The organism is Streptomyces sp. SS1-1 (assembly GCF_008973465.1).
GTDB lineage: Bacteria > Actinomycetota > Actinomycetes > Streptomycetales > Streptomycetaceae > Streptomyces.
In genome coordinates, this window is the sequence record NZ_WBXN01000004.1 from 5434080 (window position 1) to 5452667 (window position 18588).

15 protein-coding genes are annotated in these 18588 nt (G+C 71.9%); 11 read left to right on the forward strand and 4 right to left on the reverse strand.

Annotated features, from left to right (window positions below):
- Window positions 1–65 precede the first annotated feature (65 nt).
- Window positions 66–845: a transcriptional repressor LexA gene (gene lexA, locus F8R89_RS26340; RefSeq protein WP_151786261.1), complete on the reverse strand. Its 780-nt coding sequence runs from the start codon at window positions 843–845 to the stop codon at window positions 66–68.
- Window positions 846–1448: 603 nt separating this feature from the next.
- Between lexA and nrdR the strand changes: the two genes are divergently transcribed.
- Complete coding sequence (nrdR, locus tag F8R89_RS26345; protein ID WP_151786262.1) at window positions 1449–2015, forward strand: transcriptional regulator NrdR; 567 nt, start codon at window positions 1449–1451, stop codon at window positions 2013–2015.
- Between the two features lie 162 nt (window positions 2016–2177).
- Complete coding sequence (locus tag F8R89_RS26350) at window positions 2178–5072, forward strand: vitamin B12-dependent ribonucleotide reductase (protein ID WP_151786263.1); 2895 nt, start codon at window positions 2178–2180, stop codon at window positions 5070–5072.
- A gap of 80 nt (window positions 5073–5152) precedes the next feature.
- Here F8R89_RS26350 and F8R89_RS26355 read toward each other — a convergent pair whose 3' ends face one another.
- Window positions 5153–5683, reverse strand: a complete 531-nt coding sequence (locus F8R89_RS26355; protein ID WP_151786264.1) for a TerD family protein — start codon at window positions 5681–5683, stop codon at window positions 5153–5155.
- A gap of 155 nt (window positions 5684–5838) precedes the next feature.
- Between F8R89_RS26355 and F8R89_RS26360 the strand changes: the two genes are divergently transcribed.
- From F8R89_RS26360 to F8R89_RS26370, 3 genes are all read left to right on the forward strand, one after another.
- On the forward strand, window positions 5839–6444 hold the full coding sequence (locus F8R89_RS26360; protein ID WP_151786265.1) for a YdbC family protein: 606 nt from the start codon (window positions 5839–5841) through the stop codon (window positions 6442–6444).
- Between the two features lie 125 nt (window positions 6445–6569).
- A complete protein-coding gene (locus F8R89_RS26365; RefSeq protein ID WP_151786266.1) occupies window positions 6570–7229 on the forward strand; it encodes a histidine phosphatase family protein in 660 nt (219 codons plus the stop codon).
- A 12-nt stretch (window positions 7230–7241) separates the two neighbouring features.
- Window positions 7242–8147, forward strand: a complete 906-nt coding sequence (locus F8R89_RS26370) for an ADP-ribosylglycohydrolase family protein (RefSeq protein ID WP_151786267.1) — start codon at window positions 7242–7244, stop codon at window positions 8145–8147.
- A 115-nt stretch (window positions 8148–8262) separates the two neighbouring features.
- On the opposite strand, the gene F8R89_RS26375 is transcribed toward F8R89_RS26370, so the two are convergent.
- Complete coding sequence (locus F8R89_RS26375) at window positions 8263–9822, reverse strand: MFS transporter (RefSeq protein ID WP_225994492.1); 1560 nt, start codon at window positions 9820–9822, stop codon at window positions 8263–8265.
- Window positions 9823–10146: 324 nt separating this feature from the next.
- Here F8R89_RS26375 and F8R89_RS26380 point away from each other — a divergent pair, with 324 nt between their 5' ends.
- From F8R89_RS26380 to F8R89_RS26390, 3 genes are all read left to right on the forward strand, one after another.
- A complete protein-coding gene (locus tag F8R89_RS26380) occupies window positions 10147–10770 on the forward strand; it encodes a TetR/AcrR family transcriptional regulator (RefSeq protein ID WP_151786268.1) in 624 nt (207 codons plus the stop codon).
- An 81-nt stretch (window positions 10771–10851) separates the two neighbouring features.
- Window positions 10852–11553, forward strand: coding sequence for a ribonuclease HII (locus tag F8R89_RS26385; RefSeq protein WP_151786269.1), 702 nt, complete (start codon window positions 10852–10854; stop codon window positions 11551–11553).
- Between the two features lie 68 nt (window positions 11554–11621).
- Window positions 11622–12263, forward strand: a complete 642-nt coding sequence (locus F8R89_RS26390; protein WP_151786270.1) for a hypothetical protein — start codon at window positions 11622–11624, stop codon at window positions 12261–12263.
- A 252-nt stretch (window positions 12264–12515) separates the two neighbouring features.
- Here the strand turns inward: F8R89_RS26390 and F8R89_RS26395 are convergent, their stop codons facing one another.
- Entirely contained in the window at window positions 12516–13148 is a 633-nt protein-coding gene (locus tag F8R89_RS26395; RefSeq protein ID WP_151786271.1) for a hypothetical protein, read from the reverse strand.
- 338 nt (window positions 13149–13486) lie between these two features.
- Between F8R89_RS26395 and F8R89_RS26400 the strand changes: the two genes are divergently transcribed.
- From F8R89_RS26400 to F8R89_RS26410, 3 genes are all read left to right on the forward strand, one after another.
- A complete protein-coding gene (locus tag F8R89_RS26400) occupies window positions 13487–15640 on the forward strand; it encodes a RecQ family ATP-dependent DNA helicase (RefSeq protein ID WP_151786272.1) in 2154 nt (717 codons plus the stop codon).
- Between the two features lie 94 nt (window positions 15641–15734).
- The gene (locus tag F8R89_RS26405) at window positions 15735–17645 is read left to right on the forward strand and encodes a DUF4192 family protein (RefSeq protein WP_151786273.1); all 1911 of its coding nucleotides are present in this window, start codon (window positions 15735–15737) and stop codon (window positions 17643–17645) included.
- A 95-nt stretch (window positions 17646–17740) separates the two neighbouring features.
- Window positions 17741–18499, forward strand: coding sequence for an NUDIX hydrolase (locus tag F8R89_RS26410; RefSeq protein ID WP_151786274.1), 759 nt, complete (start codon window positions 17741–17743; stop codon window positions 18497–18499).
- Window positions 18500–18588 lie beyond the last annotated feature (89 nt).

The window sequence follows — 18588 nt, forward strand, 5'->3', positions numbered from 1 at the left end:
CCGGCGCAGAGGTTCCGGGGCCCGGTCAGGGGGGCCGCCGCTGTCGGCTGTGCCCGCCGCGGCCGTCACACGCGCCGCAGCACCGCCACCACCTTGCCCAGGATGGTCGCGTCGTCACCGGGGATCGGCTCGTACGCGGAGTTGTGCGGGAGGAGCCAGACGTGTCCGTCCTCGCGCTTGAAGCGCTTGACGGTGGCCTCGCCGTCCAGCATGGCGGCCACGATGTCGCCGTTCTCGGCGACCGGCTGACGGCGGACCGTGACCCAGTCGCCGTCACAGATCGCGGCCTCGATCATCGAGTCGCCGACGACCTTGAGGACGAACAGCTCACCGTCGCCGACGAGCTGCCGGGGGAGGGGGAAGACGTCCTCGACGGACTCCTCGGCCAGGATCGGGCCACCGGCGGCGATCCGGCCCACCAGGGGCACGTAGGAGGCGGCGGGCTTGCCGGCGGTGTCGGTGGGCTGCACCGAGGCGGCCTGGTCGGAGCCGCGGACCTCGTACGCGCGCGGGCGGTGCGGGTCGCGGCGGAGGAAGCCCTTGCGCTCGAGCGCCATCAGCTGATGGGCGACCGAGGACGTGCTCGACAGGCCGACCGCCTGACCGATCTCGCGCATCGATGGCGGGTATCCCCGCCGCTGCACGGAATCCCTGATGACCTCGATCACTCGGCGCTGGCGGTCCGTGAGTCCCGAGCTGTCGGCCCGGATGCCGGGAGGTCGGCCCGGGAGCGAGCGCTTCTGCGCCTCGGGATTCACGGTTTCGTTCATCGCATGCACCGGCTCGAGTCGGCCCTGGGAGCGGTCCTGGGCAGTGATGGTGGCGCTGTCTGCGGTGGTGGTCACGTCGGCCCCTCTCGATGGTCTCCCTGCTGCACAACGGTAGTTGCTTTCGAAAGGTTGCGCCAAACACACGTTCGAGTGAAAAATCGCGGATCGTCTTACGTGATCACAGGGTGGGGTGTATGGCTGGCAAGTTTTCCCGGCGGGCGAAGGGGCCCCTTGTTGTACTCTTCACCGCCGGGGCCACGGCCTCGTAGGTGGTTGCCCCAGTCTGCCATCCGGGACCGCCCGTCTCGTGGACCGACCCCCATCTGCCCGGGAGTCCCACCTCCCCTCCGTGCGGCGCTCACGCTATCTCCGTATGTCCCGGGGCGATACGGCCGTGCGCCCGAATGTGCGGCGTGAAAGCGCCGCCGCGGGGCACACGGCCCGGGGGCCGCGACCCTCTCGCGCACCGCGTCCGGCACGACACACGCCCGACACGCGCTACGGCGTGGATGTATGGGCCAACCCCCACATGTAGTGGTTGGATTGCGGCAGCGGCCCAGAAGTTGTGGCGACCCCGGTCTTCGAACGCTCGGAGATCGCCTATGCTGGGGGCTGCTTCGCGGGGCCGATGTGGCCCGGCGAGGCTGTTGAGTCTGCTGTGAGGGAGGGTTCGGAGCCATGCACTGCCCCTTCTGCAGGCACCCCGACAGCCGCGTGGTCGACAGCCGTACGACCGACGACGGCACGTCGATCCGCAGGCGCCGTCAGTGTCCCGACTGCTCCCGTCGTTTCACGACCGTGGAGACGTGCTCACTGATGGTGATCAAGCGGTCCGGAGTCACCGAACCGTTCAGCCGTACCAAGGTCATCAACGGTGTGCGCAAGGCGTGCCAGGGACGGCCTGTCACCGAGGACGCCCTCGCCCAGCTCGGCCAGCGGGTCGAGGAGGCGGTGCGCGCCACCGGGAGCGCCGAGCTGACCACCCACGACGTGGGCCTGGCCATACTCGGCCCGCTGCAGGAGCTCGACCTCGTCGCCTATCTGCGGTTCGCCTCCGTGTACCGGGCGTTCGACTCGCTCGAGGATTTCGAGGCCGCGATCGTGGAGCTGAGGGAGACGACGGGCCACCGCGCCACGGACGACGACCGCGCCGGCGAGGCGCGCGCGGACACGGGGGGCCAGGAGGACGACGGCGGGACCGCGGGGGCCGTACCGGTGCCCGTGCCCGCCGAAGCCGCCGACTGAGGGCCGGCCGGACCGGCGTCGAGAGACCGGATCCGGCCGGGAGGCGGCGAAGAAAGACGTGTCGCGGGCGGCACCAGAGGGTGCCCGCGGCGAAGGACAGAACACGTGCCACGGGGAACATCGGGGCACTTCAGGGCGTTTTCGCCCGTACAGGGAGGCGGCATGACAGAGACGGCGAGCGGTCCGGCACGGAGTTCCCGCGCCAAGGGCGGCAAGACGGCCAAGGGGCTGCGTATCGAGCGCATCCACACCACCCCCGGCGTGCACCCGTACGACGAGGTGGCCTGGGAGCGCCGTGACGTCGTCATGACCAACTGGCGCGACGGCTCGGTCAACTTCGAGCAGCGCGGCGTCGAGTTCCCCGACTTCTGGTCGGTGAACGCGGTCAACATCGTCACCAGCAAGTACTTCCGGGGCGCCGTCGGCACCCCGCAGCGCGAGGTGAGCCTGAAGCAGCTCATCGACCGCATCGTGAAGACGTACCGGAAGGCCGGCGAGGACCACAAGTACTTCGCGTCGCCCGCCGACGCCGAGATCTTCGAGCACGAGCTCGCCTACGCCCTGCTCCACCAGATCTTCAGCTTCAACAGCCCCGTGTGGTTCAACGTGGGCACGCCGCAGCCCCAGCAGGTCTCCGCCTGCTTCATCCTGTCCGTCGACGACTCCATGGAGTCGATCCTCGACTGGTACAAGGAAGAGGGCATGATCTTCAAGGGCGGCTCCGGCGCCGGCCTGAACCTCTCCCGCATCCGCTCCTCCAAGGAGCTGCTGTCCTCCGGCGGCAACGCCTCGGGTCCGGTCTCCTTCATGCGCGGTGCCGACGCCTCCGCGGGCACCATCAAGTCGGGCGGCGCCACCCGCCGCGCCGCCAAGATGGTCATCCTCGACGTCGACCACCCCGACATCGAGGACTTCATCGAGACCAAGGTGAAGGAGGAGGAGAAGATCCGCGCCCTGCGCGACGCGGGCTTCGACATGGACCTGGGCGGCGACGACATCACGTCCGTCCAGTACCAGAACGCCAACAACTCGGTCCGTGTGAACGACGAGTTCATGAAGGCCGTCGAGCAGGGCGGGAAGTTCGGCCTGCGCGCCCGCATGACCGGCGAGGTCATCGAGGAGGTCGACGCCAAGTCGCTCTTCCGCAAGATGGCCGAGGCCGCCTGGGCCTGTGCCGACCCCGGCATCCAGTACGACGACACCATCAACCACTGGCACACGTGCCCGGAGTCCGGCCGGATCAACGGCTCGAACCCGTGCAGCGAGTACATGCACCTGGACAACACGTCCTGCAACCTCGCCTCGCTGAACCTGATGAAGTTCCTCAAGGACGACGGCAAGGGCCACCAGTCCTTCGAGATCGAGCGCTTCGCCAAGGTCGTCGAGCTCGTCATCACCGCGATGGACATCTCCATCTGCTTCGCCGACTTCCCGACGGAGAAGATCGGTGAGAACACGCGCGCGTTCCGCCAGCTCGGCATCGGCTACGCCAACCTCGGCGCCCTGCTGATGGCGACCGGCCACGCCTACGACTCCGACGGCGGCCGCGCCCTCGCCGGTGCCATCACCTCCCTGATGACCGGCACCTCGTACAAGCGCTCCGCCGAGCTCGCCGCGGTCGTCGGCCCGTACGACGGCTACGCCCGCAACGCCCAGCCGCACCTGCGCGTCATGAAGCAGCACGCCGACGCCAACGCCGCGGCCGTCCGCATGGACGACCTGGACACGCCGATCTGGGCCGCCGCCACGGAGGCCTGGCAGGACGTGCAGCGCCTCGGCGAGAAGAACGGCTTCCGCAACTCGCAGGCGTCCGTCATCGCCCCGACCGGCACCATCGGTCTCGCGATGTCCTGCGACACCACCGGCCTGGAGCCCGACCTCGCGCTGGTCAAGTTCAAGAAGCTGGTCGGCGGCGGCTCGATGCAGATCGTCAACGGCACCGTCCCGCAGGCCCTGCGCCGCCTGGGCTACCAGGAGGAGCAGATCGAGGCGATCGTCGCCCACATCGCCGAGCACGGCAATGTGATCGACGCCCCCGGCCTCAAGCAGGAGCACTACGAGGTGTTCGACTGCGCCATGGGCGAGCGCTCCATCTCCGCGATGGGCCACGTCCGCATGATGGCCGCGATCCAGCCCTGGATCTCCGGCGCCCTCTCCAAGACCGTCAACCTGCCGGAGACGGCGACGGTCGAGGACGTCGAGGAGGTCTACTTCGAGGCCTGGAAGATGGGCGTCAAGGCGCTCGCCATCTACCGCGACAACTGCAAGGTCGGCCAGCCCCTCTCCGCCAAGACCAAGGAGAAGGAGAAGACCGAGATCACGGAGAAGGCCGAGGCCACCATCCGTGAGACGGTCGAGAAGGTCGTCGAGTACCGCCCGGTCCGCAAGCGCCTGCCCAAGGGCCGTCCCGGGATCACGACGTCCTTCACCGTCGGCGGCGCCGAGGGCTACATGACCGCCAACTCCTACCCGGACGACGGTCTCGGCGAGGTCTTCCTGAAGATGTCCAAGCAGGGTTCGACCCTCGCCGGCATGATGGACGCCTTCTCCATCGCGGTCTCCGTCGGCCTCCAGTACGGCGTGCCGCTGGAGACGTACGTCTCGAAGTTCACCAACATGCGCTTCGAGCCGGCCGGTATGACGGACGACCCGGACGTGCGGATGGCGCAGTCGATCGTCGACTACATCTTCCGCCGCCTGGCGCTGGACTTCCTGCCCTTCGAGACGCGCTCCGCGCTCGGCATCCACTCCGCCGAGGAGCGTCAGCGCCACCTGGAGACCGGCTCGTACGAGCCCTCCGAGGACGAGGTCGACGTCGAGGGCCTGGCCCAGTCGGCGCCGCGCGCCCAGGAGCTGAAGGCCGTCGCCACGCCGAAGGCCGAGGTCGAGGCGGCCAAGCCCGCCCCGAAGCAGGCCCACACCAGCGCCGAGCTGGTGGAGATGCAGCTGGGCATCCAGGCCGACGCCCCGCTGTGCTTCTCCTGCGGCACGAAGATGCAGCGGGCCGGTTCCTGCTACATCTGCGAGGGCTGCGGCTCGACCAGCGGCTGCAGCTGACCCGCTGACGACTGACGCGTGACGAGAGGGGCGCCGGCTTCGTGCCGGCGCCCCTCTCCCGTGTCCGTCCGCCGCCCGCCTCAGGCGCGGCGGTGACCCATCGTCCGGGTGAAGGCCGCCGGATCGTCCTCGAAGCCGTGCACGCCGGGACGGAAGTCCCACGTCGTCGAGCCCTCCCGGACGAACTCCGCGATCGTCGCCGCCGTCGCGCCGAGGACCCCGCCGAAGTCGTTCTCGGCCAGGACCGTGTAGCCCTCGCGGATGCGCAGGGCCGGATTGACGACACTCACGAAGGTCCGCTGCGCCGGGTGCTGCTGGATGACCACGCCGACCACCACGCGCGCGTACCGGGCGTCGAGCCGCTCGAGCTCCACGGTCAGCACCTCGTCCCAGCCGAAGCCCTGGCCGTCCTTGCTGTCGCGGTTCAGATGGATCGTGCCGTCGGGGGAGCGGCTGTCGAAGTGGACGACGTAGGCGGGATCGCCGTAGGGATCGTCCGCCGTGTAGGTGGCGGCCACTATGTCCAGGTCGGTGGGTGGCTGCCCGGTGGGACTCGGATCCCACTTGACCGAGATCTCGACCTTCCGGAAGCTCTTGCTGATGGCGTTCACCAGGTTTCCCCTTCCCCGTACCGCGACTGCCTCGACCCGAACTGCCCTGCGGACAAGGCCGGTTGTCCATCCTGCCACGCGAAGCGGAGCCCGTGCCGCCAAGCACCTGTGCCGACCGTGACCGGCGCCACGCCCCCTGGCCTTACGATGGCGCGGTGCTGGTCAAGTGGATTCGCTGCACCGTGGTGGACCGCCGCGGTTTTGAGCGGGGGCAGCGGAAATGGGCGGGGCTTCTGGGGGAGCCGGGGTTCAGGGGACAAGGCGGTGGGTGGAGCCGGGGACGGCAGGGGGTCGCGCACGTCTTCTCGTTCTGGGAGAGTCGTTCCTTCTACGACTCCTTCATGGCCCGTTCGCACGACCGGCTGGCCGCGACCCAGTCGGGCACCTTCAAGGACGCGCAGGTCAAGCTGTTCGACTACCGCTTCGACGTGAAGACGGGCTTCGAGCCGCGCTTCACCGACGCGGACCTCGTCCGGGTCGCGCACTGCCGGGTCCACGAGGAGCGGGCCGAGCACTTCACGCTCATGCAGGAGAAGGTCTGGAACCCCGCGATGGCGGGCTCCCCGGGCATGATCCGCGGGCTGTTCGGCGAGGCGCCGGGCCCCGAGTTCCTGATCCTGTCCATGTGGCGCTCGGCCGCCGAGCACGGGAAGTACCGCACCGAACGGGTGGAGCGGCTGGCCCTGCGGGCCCAGACGGAGGCCGACATCGCCGCCCTCACCGGTGACATCGTGGAACTGGAGCCCACCTGGACGGTCTGACGGCACCCTCCCCGTTCGCGTTTCACGCGTCCCGATGTGACCCGTGGGGCGGGAAATGTGTGACCTACGCCGTATGGAGCCCCCAGGAGTGCTCGATCAGCGGTCACCCGATCTAGGGTTTTGGCATGGCACGACCACGGCGCATCGTCCTTGTCCGGCACGGCGAGTCAACCGGCAATGTTGATGACACCGTGTACGAGCGTGAACCCGACCATGCTCTGGCCCTCACCGAGCGGGGCCGGCAGCAGGCGGAGGAGACCGGCAAACGGCTGCGCGAGGTCTTCGGCCGCGAACGCGTCAGCGTGTACGTCTCCCCCTACCGCCGCACGCACGAGACCCTGCGTGCCTTCCACCTCGACCCCGAGCTCATACGGGTCCGCGAGGAGCCCCGGCTGCGGGAGCAGGACTGGGGGAACTGGCAGGACTGCGACGACGTCCGCCTCCAGAAGGCGTACCGGGACGCCTACGGGCACTTCTTCTACCGCTTCGCGCAGGGCGAGTCCGGCGCCGACGTCTACGACCGGGTCGGCGGCTTCCTGGAGAGCCTCTTCCGCAGCTTCGAGGCCCCCGACCACCCGCCGAACGTGCTGCTCGTGACCCATGGGCTGGCCATGCGGCTGTTCTGCATGCGCTGGTTCCACTGGACGGTCGCGGAATTCGAATCCCTGTCCAATCCGGGGAACGCCGAGATGCGGATGCTCGTTCTCGGGGACGACGGCAAGTACACCCTGGACCGGCCGTTCGACCGCTGGCGTGACCCGGAGCCGTACGGGATCACCGGATAGAGTGGCAGGGCGATGACCGCTGACTCCTCCTCCGCCGAGCGCCTGGAGCGCGCCCTCGCCAGCCTCCGCGGACTGGCGGTCGGGGACGCGCTGGGCTCGCAGTTCTTCGTCCCGGTGAACTACCCGCTGCTCAAGCGCCGCGAGCTGCCCGAGGGCCCCTGGCAGTGGACGGACGACACCGAGATGGCCGGTTCCGTGGTGGCCGTGCTGAGCGCCCACCACCGCATCGACCAGGACGCCCTCGCCCGCTCCTTCGCCGAGCACCACGACTTCGACCGGGGCTACGGTCCCGCCGTCAACCGGCTGCTGCGCCTGGTCCGGGAGGGCGGCGACTGGCGCGAGCTGTCCGCCGCCCTGTTCAACGGGCAGGGTTCGTGGGGGAACGGCGCGGCGATGCGGATCGCCCCCCTCGGCGCCTGGTACGCCGACGACCCCGAGCAGGCCACGCACCAGGCCGAGATCTCGGCCTACCCCACGCACCAGCACCGGGAGGCGGTCGTCGGGGCCATGGCGGTCGCCGCCGCGGCGGCGCTGGCCGCGGCTCCGGGCGGACCGCCCAGCCCCGAGAAGCTCCTCGACGACGTCGTCGCCCTCGTCCCCAAGAGCGCGGTCGCCGCGGGCCTGCGGCGCGCCCGGGACATGCTCGACTACGGCGACGCGGCCACCGTGGCGGCCGTCCTGGGCTGCGGCCGGCGGACGACCGCCCATGACACGGTGCCGTTCGCGCTCTGGTCGGCCGCCCGGGCCCTCGGTGACTACGAGGAGGCGTTCTGGACGACCGCCCAGGTCGGCGGCGACATGGACACGACCTGCGCCATCGTGGGCGGCGTGATCGCCTCCGGCACGGCGGGGCCGGTCCCGGCCGAGTGGCTGCGCCGGACCGAGGCGCTTCCGGAGTGGGTGCACGCCTCGGTGTAGCGGGGACGGCTCACCGGGCCGGGGCCTGGATGACCGGCTGGATGCGTACGGATGACCGGCCCGGGTCCTGGTGGACCGGAGCCGGTCGTCCGCTGCCCGGTGAGGGGCCCGTGCGTCACCCCGCCAGGGGGCCCGCCGTTCCGGAGAGGGCGTCCAGGTCGCTCTTGCGGACCCGCACCACGACCGCGGCGACGACGAACGCCAGGACGGCCATCGCGGCGGCCGGGATGAACGCCGTGGAGATGCCGTGCGACAGGATCTCGTGGCTCCAGGGCGCCGGCAGCTGACCGGACTCGGCGAACGCGGCCTTCTGTTCCGGGGTGGCCTGGGTCATGAACGACGCGACCTGGTCGGTCGCCTCGTTACGGCTGGCGGTGCCGAAGACCGTCGTGAGGATGGACAGGCCCAGCGCGCCGCCCACCTGCTGCATGGTGTTGAGCAGGGCGGAGGCGGCGCCCGCCTCGCGCGGGGCGACACCGGACACGGCGGTCACGGTGAGCGTCACGAAGTTCAGGCCCATGCCGAGGCCGAAGAGCAGCATCGGGCCGAGCACCCCGCCGACGTACGAGCTGCCCGAGTCGACCAGGGACTGCCAGGCCAGACCGATGGCCGCGAGCGTGGTCCCGGCCATCAGGAACGGCTTGGGACCGAGCACCGGCAGCAGCCGTTGCGAGACCCCGGCGCCCACCGCGATCACCGCGGTGACCGGCAGGAAGGCCAGGCCGGCCCGGATCGGGGAGTAGCCCAGCACGTTCTGCACGAACAGCACGATGTAGAAGAACATGCCGAACATCGCGGCGGCGAGGCTGATCATGATCAGGTACGCGCCCGAGCGGTTGCGGTCGGCGAACATCCGCAGCGGCGTGATCGGTTCCTTGGCGCGGCTCTCGATGAAGAGGAAGCCGGCGAGCAGCACCACGGCCGCGCCGAACGCGCCGAGCGTCAGGGAGTCCCGCCAGCCGTCGGACGCGGCCCGGATGAAGCCGTAGACCAGGGCGACCATGCCCAGCGTGGAGGTGAGCGCGCCGGTCAGGTCGAAGCGGCCGGGGTGGCGCTCGGACTCGTTGATGTAGCGGGGTGCCATGGCCGCGATGAGGACGCCGATGGGCACGTTCACGAAGAGCACCCAGCGCCAGTCGAGCCAGTCGGTGAGCAGTCCGCCGGCCAGCAGTCCGATGGCGCCGCCGCCCGCGGAGACGGCGGCGAAGATCCCGAATGCCCGGTTGCGTTCGGGGCCTTCGGGGAACGTCGTGGTGATCAGCGCGAGCGAGGTGGGTGAGGCGATGGCGCCGCCCATGCCCTGCAGGACGCGCGCGGCCAGCAACTGCCAGGGCTCCTGGGCGAGTCCGCCGAGCAGCGAGGCGAAGGTGAACAGCAGGATGCCGGTGATGAAGACCCGGCGGCGCCCGAGGATGTCCCCGGCCCGCCCGCCGAGCAGCAGCAGGCCGCCGAAGGTGAGCGTGTAGGCGCTGACGACCCAGGTCAGGTCGGTGGTGGAGAAGTTGAGCGCGTTCTGGATGTCGGGCAGGGCGATGTTGACGATGGTGGCGTCGAGGACCACCATCAGCTGACAGGCGGCGATGACCGCGAGAGCGATGCCCGGATGCGACGGGCGGGAGGCCGGGCCCGGTGGAGCGGGCGCGGGTGAGTGGGCCTGTATCTGATCGTGCGTCACGAGAACGTCCCCCAAAGACGAAGTAGTGAACGTGTGCGTTCACTAGTCGGGACGATAGCGAGTCCTGCTTAGTGAACACAAGCGTTCTCTAAGGGGGTGGTCCGGCGTATGGGTCCCTGTGCTGGTCAGGGGCGTGCGGGCCGGTCGGATTCGTCGCGGGCTCCCTCGCCGGTTCCGGCCGTTTCGGTGCTTGGGGCATCGAAAGAGCGGCCTTCTCCTGACATGCTGGTGGAGGGCGTGGTCGCGCGGCGCGTCCCCCTTCGGTCGCCGCGTGGCGCTCGCGCCTCCCGTACCCCGCTTCGCTCGTTCGTTGGAGACGCTCAGATGGTTACCTCGCGCTGGACGGCCGCCCCCGCTCGGCCGGCCTCCCCGCGCCGGCGCGGCGCGGTGCTCGAACGGGCGATCCTGGACGCCGCGTTGGAGCAGCTCAGCACCGTGGGCTGGAAGGGCCTGACGATGGAGGGCGTCGCCGCCTCCGCGCAGACCGGGAAGGCCGCCGTCTACCGCCGCTGGCCCTCCAAGGAGGACCTCGTCGCCGACGCGCTGCGGGCCGGGCTGCCCCCGCTGGAGTCCGCTCCCGACCTCGGATCCGTGCGCGAGGACCTGCTCGCCCTGTGCCGGCTGGCGCGCGACGCGATGTTCTCGCGCCCCGGTCACGCGTTGCGTGCGGTGATTCACGAATGTGAAGACATCCAGGCCGAGTGCTTCCACACCGTGATCTTCGAGGGGCTGGTCGAGCCGACCATCAGGCTGCTGCGGGAGGTCGTCGTCCGGGGAATCGAGCGGGGAGAGGTGCGGGAGGACGCGGCCAATGGTTACGTCTACGACGCCATCCCGGCGATGATGATGTACCGCTCGAAGATGTGCGGCAGCGAATGGGGCGACGGGGATCTGGAGGAGATGATCGACCAGTTCATGATGCCGCTGCTGCGGAAGACGGAGGCCTGATCGGACGCTCGTCCGGGCGTGTGCCGGCCGAGGCGAACCGGGTGTCGGAGCCGCTTCCGGGCGGCGTAGGCTAAGGGCGCCATGCCGTACGAACCGCCTACCCACACCGTCGAGCGCTCCCTCCGAGCCACGACCGGAGCGAAGATCATTGCCGGTGTCGACGAGGTCGGGCGTGGTGCCTGGGCCGGTCCCGTCACCGTCTGTGCCGCGATCACCGGTCTGCGCAGGCCCCCGGAGGGCCTCACCGACTCCAAGCTGCTCACCGTCAGACGCCGCACCGAACTCGCCGAGACACTGCGGACCTGGGTGACGTCCTACGCCCTCGGGCACGCGTCCCCGGAGGAGATCGACGAGCGGGGGATGACGGCCGCGCTGCGCCTGGCCGCCGTGCGCGCCCTGGAGGCCCTGCCGGTCCGCCCCGACGCCGTCATCCTCGACGGCAAGCACGACTACCTCGGCACCCCCTGGCGGGTCCGTACGGTGATCAAGGGCGACCAGTCGTGCGTGGCGGTGGCGGCGGCCTCGGTGATCGCCAAGGTCCAGCGCGACAAAATGATGGCCGAACTGGGTGTCGACCATGCAGACTTCGGTTTCGCGGACAACGCCGGGTATCCGTCGCCCGTGCACAAGGCCGCACTGGCGGAGCGGGGACCCACCCCGTACCACCGGTTGTCGTGGGCGTATCTTGATGCGCTGCCCCAGTGGCGGCACCTCAAGAAGGTCCGCACGTGGGTGGAGGAAAGCGTTCCGGCGATCGAGGGCCAGCTCGGCTTCGATTTCTGACGTCTTCGCTCGCACTTGTGTGCCACCCGCTGGCGCCGACCGGACCAGCGTTTGATAAAAATCAGCTCATGCCTCTCATTCCCGAGGAGCCTCAGATTCACGAGAGTGCCCAGGGTCCCCGCGCCACTCCGGCCAGTGGCCGCACCGCGCCGACCCCCCGCCCCGTCCCCGGCCCCCGCCCCGCGGCTCCGCCGCGCCCCGGCCGCCCCGGGCCCCTGCGGCCCACGCCGCCGGCGCAACGCACCCCGCGTGACGTGGCCGCCGCCAAGCCCGGCCCGTCGGCTCCGGCCGCGACCGCCACCGCCGCCCCGGCTCCGGCCGCCCCGCAGATCCAGCTGATCCCGGCGTCGCCCGAGGGTGCCCTCGACGCCGCCGAGGAAGCCGTCGACCTGCTCCTCGACTCGGGGCGCGCCCCTGGCGAGGTGCTGGTGATCACGACCGGCGAACAGCACCCGTGGGCCGCCCACGAGCTGTCGTTCGGCGAGGCCGCCTACTGGGCGCAGCACGACGCGGGAGACGACGTCTTCTACGCCGACGCCTCCGTGGCCGGCCGTGCCGCGCCCCGCCAGGTCGTCGTCGTGGCGCTGAACGGCGGGACCGACGCCGTGGCCGCCACGGCGCTGCCGCTGGCCCTCGGCCGTGCCGGTGCCCTGCTGATCGTCTGCGGCGACCCGCAGCGCATCAACTCGGTGCTGGGCGCGGGCGTCTGAGACGTCACCGGCTCCGTCGGTGCCGTATCGCGCGGTGTGCGACGCCGGTGTGCCTCCGGGCGGGCCGGCCTCCTCGCGCGCGTGGGTGCGGGCGCGGTGCCGAGTGCCGGGACGGTCCTTGTTCCCGCCGCGGTGCCGAGACCGTCGTGCGCGTGGGTGATCGTGATGCCGGGTGGTTCTTCGCGTGGGCTCACGGCGCCCGGTGGTGGCCGGAACCACGCACCGGGACCGTCGGCAGCCTCGGACCCGGCCTCAGCGGGCCGCCGCGCGCCGCAGCACCTCCGACGCCGCGCCACCTGTGCGGGGCATCGGCAGCGGGGACTCGGACGTGGCGAACGGCTCCGGCGCCGAGTCGGTGTTCGGGCGGCGGCCGCCACGGCCCTCCCCGAGGACCTGCCAGCCGTCGCGGGTCAGCGTGATGTACGCCCCGCAGCGCAGGCCGTGCAGGGTGCAGGCGTCCCGCAGCCCCCACATCCACGCGCCGTCCTCCTCCGTCCAACGCCCGTCGCCCTCGCGGCAGTAGAGCAGGACCGCGGTACGCACCGGGGTGCGGCGGCGCAGGTCGTGCGGGATGACGCGACGGAGCTGGGACAGCAGGGCGTTGCGGAACATCCAGCCGTCGGCGGGCGCCGAGCGGCGGACGAACGACGCGCTCGCCCGCAGCCGTTCGTCCGCGTCGAGGACGGCCACGATCGCGGTCGACGGCTTGGGGCGATGCCGGGAGTGGAGCCCGCTGACGACCTCGCGGGGATTGCGCAGCAGCGGGATTCCCGCGGCGGCCCATTCGGCGGGTTCGAGCATGCGGGCCAGGGAGTTGGATGCGGCGGGCAGGTCGGCTGACGTCGACGTGGATGCCGCGGAGGACGGAGCGAATCCGAAGGTCACGGTCCTCCCTTCGGCTACGCGCCCACACTGAGGGCGAGGTCGGATTCGGGGGAGCGCGCACCGCAGCGGAGCCCTACCGGACCACGGACGAGCCGTGCGGGGAGCGGACTTCAATTCTTCCTGGCGAACCTGGTTGCGGCAACGAGCAATTGGCGTCGCCGACCGTTATCTGATGGCTCGAGGGTTATATCCCTACCCGGAAACGCCGTCCGTGACGCATCGGCGGGCGGTCGGGAGACAGCCGGCGGTGACCGGGGGCGGCGAAGGAAACCGCACGTGAAAGGGCTGTCACCTGCTGTGAGTGGCTGACCTGCCCGGTCATCGGGTTGCATGGAGACATGGACGACCAGGAGCTGCACACCGAAGCCGACGCCATCCTCGCCGAGCTCGTGGGCGACCCCGGGGCACGCCTGCGGGAGGACCAGTGGCAGGCGGTGGCGGCGCTGGTGCGCGAGCGCCGGCGGGCCCTGGTGGTCCAGCGGACCGGCTGGGGGAAGTCGGCGGTGTACTTCGTCGCGACGGCGCTGCTGCGCCGGCGGGGCGCGGGACCGACGGTGATCGTCTCGCCGCTGCTCGCGCTGATGCGCAACCAGGTCGAGTCGGCGGCACGGGCCGGCATCCGCGCGCGGACCATCAACTCGGCCAACCCCGAGGAGTGGGAGACCATCCACGGCGAGATCGAGCGCGGCGAGACCGACGTGCTCCTCGTCAGCCCCGAGCGCCTCAACTCCGTCGACTTCCGCGACCAGATGCTGCCCAAGCTCGCGGCCACGACCGGCTTGCTCGTGGTCGACGAGGCGCACTGCATCTCCGACTGGGGCCATGACTTCCGCCCCGACTACCGGCGGCTGCGCGCCATGCTCGCCGAGCTGTCACCCGGTGTGCCCGTGCTGGCCACGACGGCGACGGCCAACGCGCGCGTGACCGCCGACGTGGCCGAGCAGCTGGGCACCGGCGCCGGAGAGGCCCTGGTGCTGCGCGGGCCGCTGGAGCGCGAGAGCCTGCGGCTGGGCGTGGTCCGGCTGCCGGACGCCGCGCACCGCCTCGCCTGGCTCGCGGAACACCTGGACGAGCTGCCGGGCTCGGGCATCGTCTACGCGCTCACGGTCGCCGCGGCCGAGGAGGCCACCGCGTTCCTGCGGCAGCGGGGCTTTGCCGTCGCGTCCTACACGGGCCGCACGGAGAACGCCGACCGGTTGCAGGCGGAGAACGACCTCCTGGCGAACCGGGTCAAGGCGCTGGTCGCGACCTCCGCCCTGGGCATGGGCTTCGACAAGCCCGACCTGGGCTTCGTGGTGCACCTCGGCTCGCCCTCCTCGCCGATCGCCTACTACCAGCAGGTCGGACGGGCCGGCCGCGGCGTCGAGCACGCCGACGTCCTGCTGCTGCCGGGCCAGGAGGACGAGGCGATCTGGCGCTACTTCGCGGACACCGCCTTCCCGCCCGAGTCGCAGGTCCGCCAGACCCTCGCCGCGCTCGCGGACGCGGGACGGCCCCTGTCCGTGCCCGCCCTGGAGGCGACGGTCGACCTGCGCCGCACCAGGCTGGAGACGATGCTGAAGGTCCTGGACGTCGACGGCGCGGTCAAGCGGGTCAAGGGCGGCTGGACGGCGACCGGCGCCGAGTGGGTGTACGACGCCGAGCGCTACGCGCGCGTGGCGCGTCAGAGGGCGGCCGAGCAGCAGGCGATGCGCGACTACGTCGGCACGTCCCGGTGCCGGATGGAGTTCCTGCGCGAGCAGCTGGACGACGAGGGGGCCACCCCGTGCGGCCGCTGCGACAACTGCGCGGGACCCTGGGCCGACGCGTCCGTCTCCCCGGAGACGCTGACCGGCGCGGCCAAGGAGCTGGACCGCCCCGGCGTGGAGATCGAACCGCGCCGCATGTGGCCGACCGGGATGCCCGCGCTGGGCGTAGAACTCAAGGGCCGCATCCCGGCCGGTGAGCAGTGCTCGACGGGACGCGCCCTGGGGCGGCTCTCGGACATCGGCTGGGGCAACCGGCTGCGCCCGCTGCTCGCCGACAACGCGCCCGACGGCCCGGTCCCGGACGACGTCCTGAAGGCCGTGGTGGCCGTCCTCGCCGACTGGGCGCGCTCCCCGGGCGGCTGGGCCCCGGACGTCCCCGACGCCGTGGACCGGCCCGTGGGCGTCGTCGCCGTGCCGTCGCTGACGCGTCCCGAGCTGGTGGGCTCCCTCGCGCGCGGGGTCGCCTCCATCGGCCGGCTGCCGTTCCTCGGCGCGCTGACGTACGCCGGGGAGGACGGCGCGCACCTGGCCCGGCGCAGCAACTCCGCGCAGCGCCTCAAGGGGCTGTCCCAGGCGTTCACGGTCCCGGCGGACCTGGCCGAGGCACTGGCCGCCACGCCCGGTCCGGTGCTGCTGGTGGACGACCGCACCGACACCGGGTGGACGCTGGCGGTCGCGGCGCGGCTGCTGCGGAGGGCAGGGAGCGGGGAGGTGCTTCCGCTGGTGCTGGCGGCCACGGGGTGAGCCGGCGGGTTCTGTCGGCGGCTGTTGTCGTGTCCCTGGTCGGACTTATCCACAGGCCCAAGCGGAGTTTTTAGTTCCGCGAGATCGTCGGCGCATGACGAACCACAGCGGAACGACCGGAACCCCCGACAACGACGACACCGTGGGCGGCGAGCGGCAGCGCGCCCGGCGGGTCGGCGACCTCGACCGCGTCCCGGCGGTGCGGGAGCACCCCCTGCCCGAGCACCAGGTCACCCTGCGCACCCCCGACGAGCTGGCCGACGCCCTGCCGTATCTGCTGGGGTACCGCCCGGAGGACAGCATCGTGCTGGTCGCGCTGCACGACGCCGACGGCCGGGGCCGGTTCGGCGGCCGGGCCCGCCTCGGCATCCCCGCGAGCGCCGACGACTGGGAGTCCGCCGCCGGGCAGCTGGCCCACGGCCTCGTGACCGGCAGCGAGCGCAGGGGAGCCAGGCCGGAGCAGATGGTCGCCTTCCTCTGCCAGGAACCGGCGAAGGGCGAGACGGGCCGCCAGGTCATGGAGCGCCTTCGCCCCCTCGCCCAGAAGACCCGCCTCGCCTGCGGCAGCCTGGACGTCCCCGTCGTGGAGGCGCTGTGCATCTCCGACGGTCGCTTCTGGTCGTACTGCTGCGACCGGGACGAGTGCTGCCCGCCCGAGGGCCGGCCCATGGGCCTGCCGGGCACGTCCGTCCTGGCGGCGGCCGCCGCCTACGCGGGGGTCCAGGTGCGCGGCTCCCTCCGGCAGCTGAGGGCGCGGCTCCAGCCGCTGGAGACCGGTGCGGCACTGGAGCAGGAGGTCGCCCTCGACACCGTGGCCCTGGAGCTGGTCCCCAGGGTCCTCGACGTGGCCACGCGGGCGGGCGTCGCGGTGGAGACACTGCAGCTGGCCGAGCGGCTGCTGCGCCGGTTCGCCGAGGCCCCGGTCGTGTCCGGGACGCTCATCGCGGACCTCCGCGACGACGAACTGCTCGCCCACGACGAGGCGGCGCGGCTCATCCTCGGCCTTCAGGACCGCGCGACCCGGGACCGCGTGGCCGAGTGGATGGAGGACGGCGAGGCCGCTCCCGCGCTCCGGCTGTGGCGGGCGCTCGCCCGCCGCTGTGTACGGCCGTACCACGAGCACGCGGCGGCGCCCCTGACGCTGGCCGGCTGGGTCGCCTGGTCGAGCGGCGACGACCTGGAGGCCCGCGAGGCCTTCGCCATGGCCCTCGCGGCCGACCCCGACTACCTCTTCGCCCGCCTGCTCCACCAGGCCTGCAACGAGGGACTGGACCCGGAGTCGATCCGCCGCTGCCTCCGGGCGGAACGCACCGGACGCGGCCGGAGGAGCGCGGAGGCGGCGGAGCCGTCCGGGGAGGAGCCGTCGGGGGAGGGGCCGGGCGAGAAGGGCTCCTCTGGGGAGGGACTGGACGGGGTGGAGACGTCCGGGGAGGGACTGGACGGGGTGGAGACGTCAGGGGAGGGGCCGGACGGGGTGGAGACGTCCGGGGAGGGGCTGGACAGGGCGGAGACATCCGGGGAGGGACCCGGCGAGTCGGAGCCGTCCGGAGAGGTGTCAGACGGGGTGAAGTCGTCCGGGGAGGAGCCGGACGTAGCGGAGTCGTCGTCAGGGGAGGGGCCGTCCGGCGAGGGACCGGACAGGGCGGGGGCGCCCGGCGAGGGACCGAGCGGCGCGGAGTCCTCCGTAGAAGCGCCGGGCGACGCTGAAGCCCGCCGCCTCGCCCGGTCCCGCCACCCCTCGGCCGCCCGCCGCGGCGACTCCCGCGCGACCAAGAGCCCCGCACGGGAGCGCCGGGCCAGGGTTCCCCGCCCGCGTACGGCCACCGGCACGCACCCCGGACCCACGCGCCCGGCCACGTCCTCTCCCAACCCCGACCCCAAGCGCAACGGCAACGGCAACGGCAGGAAGGGCGCGGCCGACCGCGCGCCCCGCAGGAAGCCGGCTCGTGGGGCCACGGTCCGGACCGACGGAAGGCGTGACGGAGGTGGGGGTGCGGCCGCGTGAGACGGCGCCCGCGCATCCCGACGTGACTCCGGTCCGCGATCACCCCGACCACAGAAGGGAGTGTTTATCGTCAGGCAGACGACTATGATCGCCGCATGCCCTACGACCCGTCAGCCTTTCCGCCCTTCGCCGTCACCGTGGACCTGGTCGTGCTGACCGTGCGCCGTCACGCCTTGTGCGCGCTGGCGGTCCGCAGGGGAGAGCCCCCCTTCCAGGGGCGCTGGGCGCTTCCCGGCGGGTTCGTGCGGGCCGACGAGGATCTGGCACAGGCGGCGGCACGGGAGTTGGCCGAGGAGACCGGTCTGCAGGCCCACGATCCGGGCGCCCCGGCCCAGGACTACGGGGCGCACCTGGAGCAGTTGGCGACCTACGGCGACCCCGACCGGGACCCCCGGATGCGGGTGGTCAGCGTGGCCCACCTGGCGCTCGCCCCCGACCTGCCCGCGCCGACGGCGGGGGGCGACGCGAGCAACGCGCGCTGGGCCCCGGTCGACGAACTGCTGCAGCAGGGCGGCTACGGCCGGGACGGCGAGCCCGTCGCACCGCTCGCCTTCGACCACGCCCAGATCCTCTCCGACGGAGTGGAACGCGCCCGGTCCAAGATCGAATACTCGTCGCTGGCGACGGCGTTCTGCCCCGCCGAGTTCACCGTGGGGGAGTTGCGGCGCGTGTACGAGGCGGTGTGGGGCGTGGCGCTCGACCCGCGCAACTTCCACCGCAAGGTGACGGGGACACCCGGGTTCCTCGTCCCGACCGGCGGCACCACCACCCGCCAAGGAGGGCGCCCGGCGCAGCTCTTCCGGGCCGGCGGCGCCACACTGCTCAACCCCCCGATGCTGCGCCCCGAGGTCTGACGCGGCGGCCCGCACGGCGCTCCGGTCGGGGGCGTGACCGAAGACGGGGAGCCGGGCCCGGCCCGATCGCGGGGAAGGGGTCCCGCCGG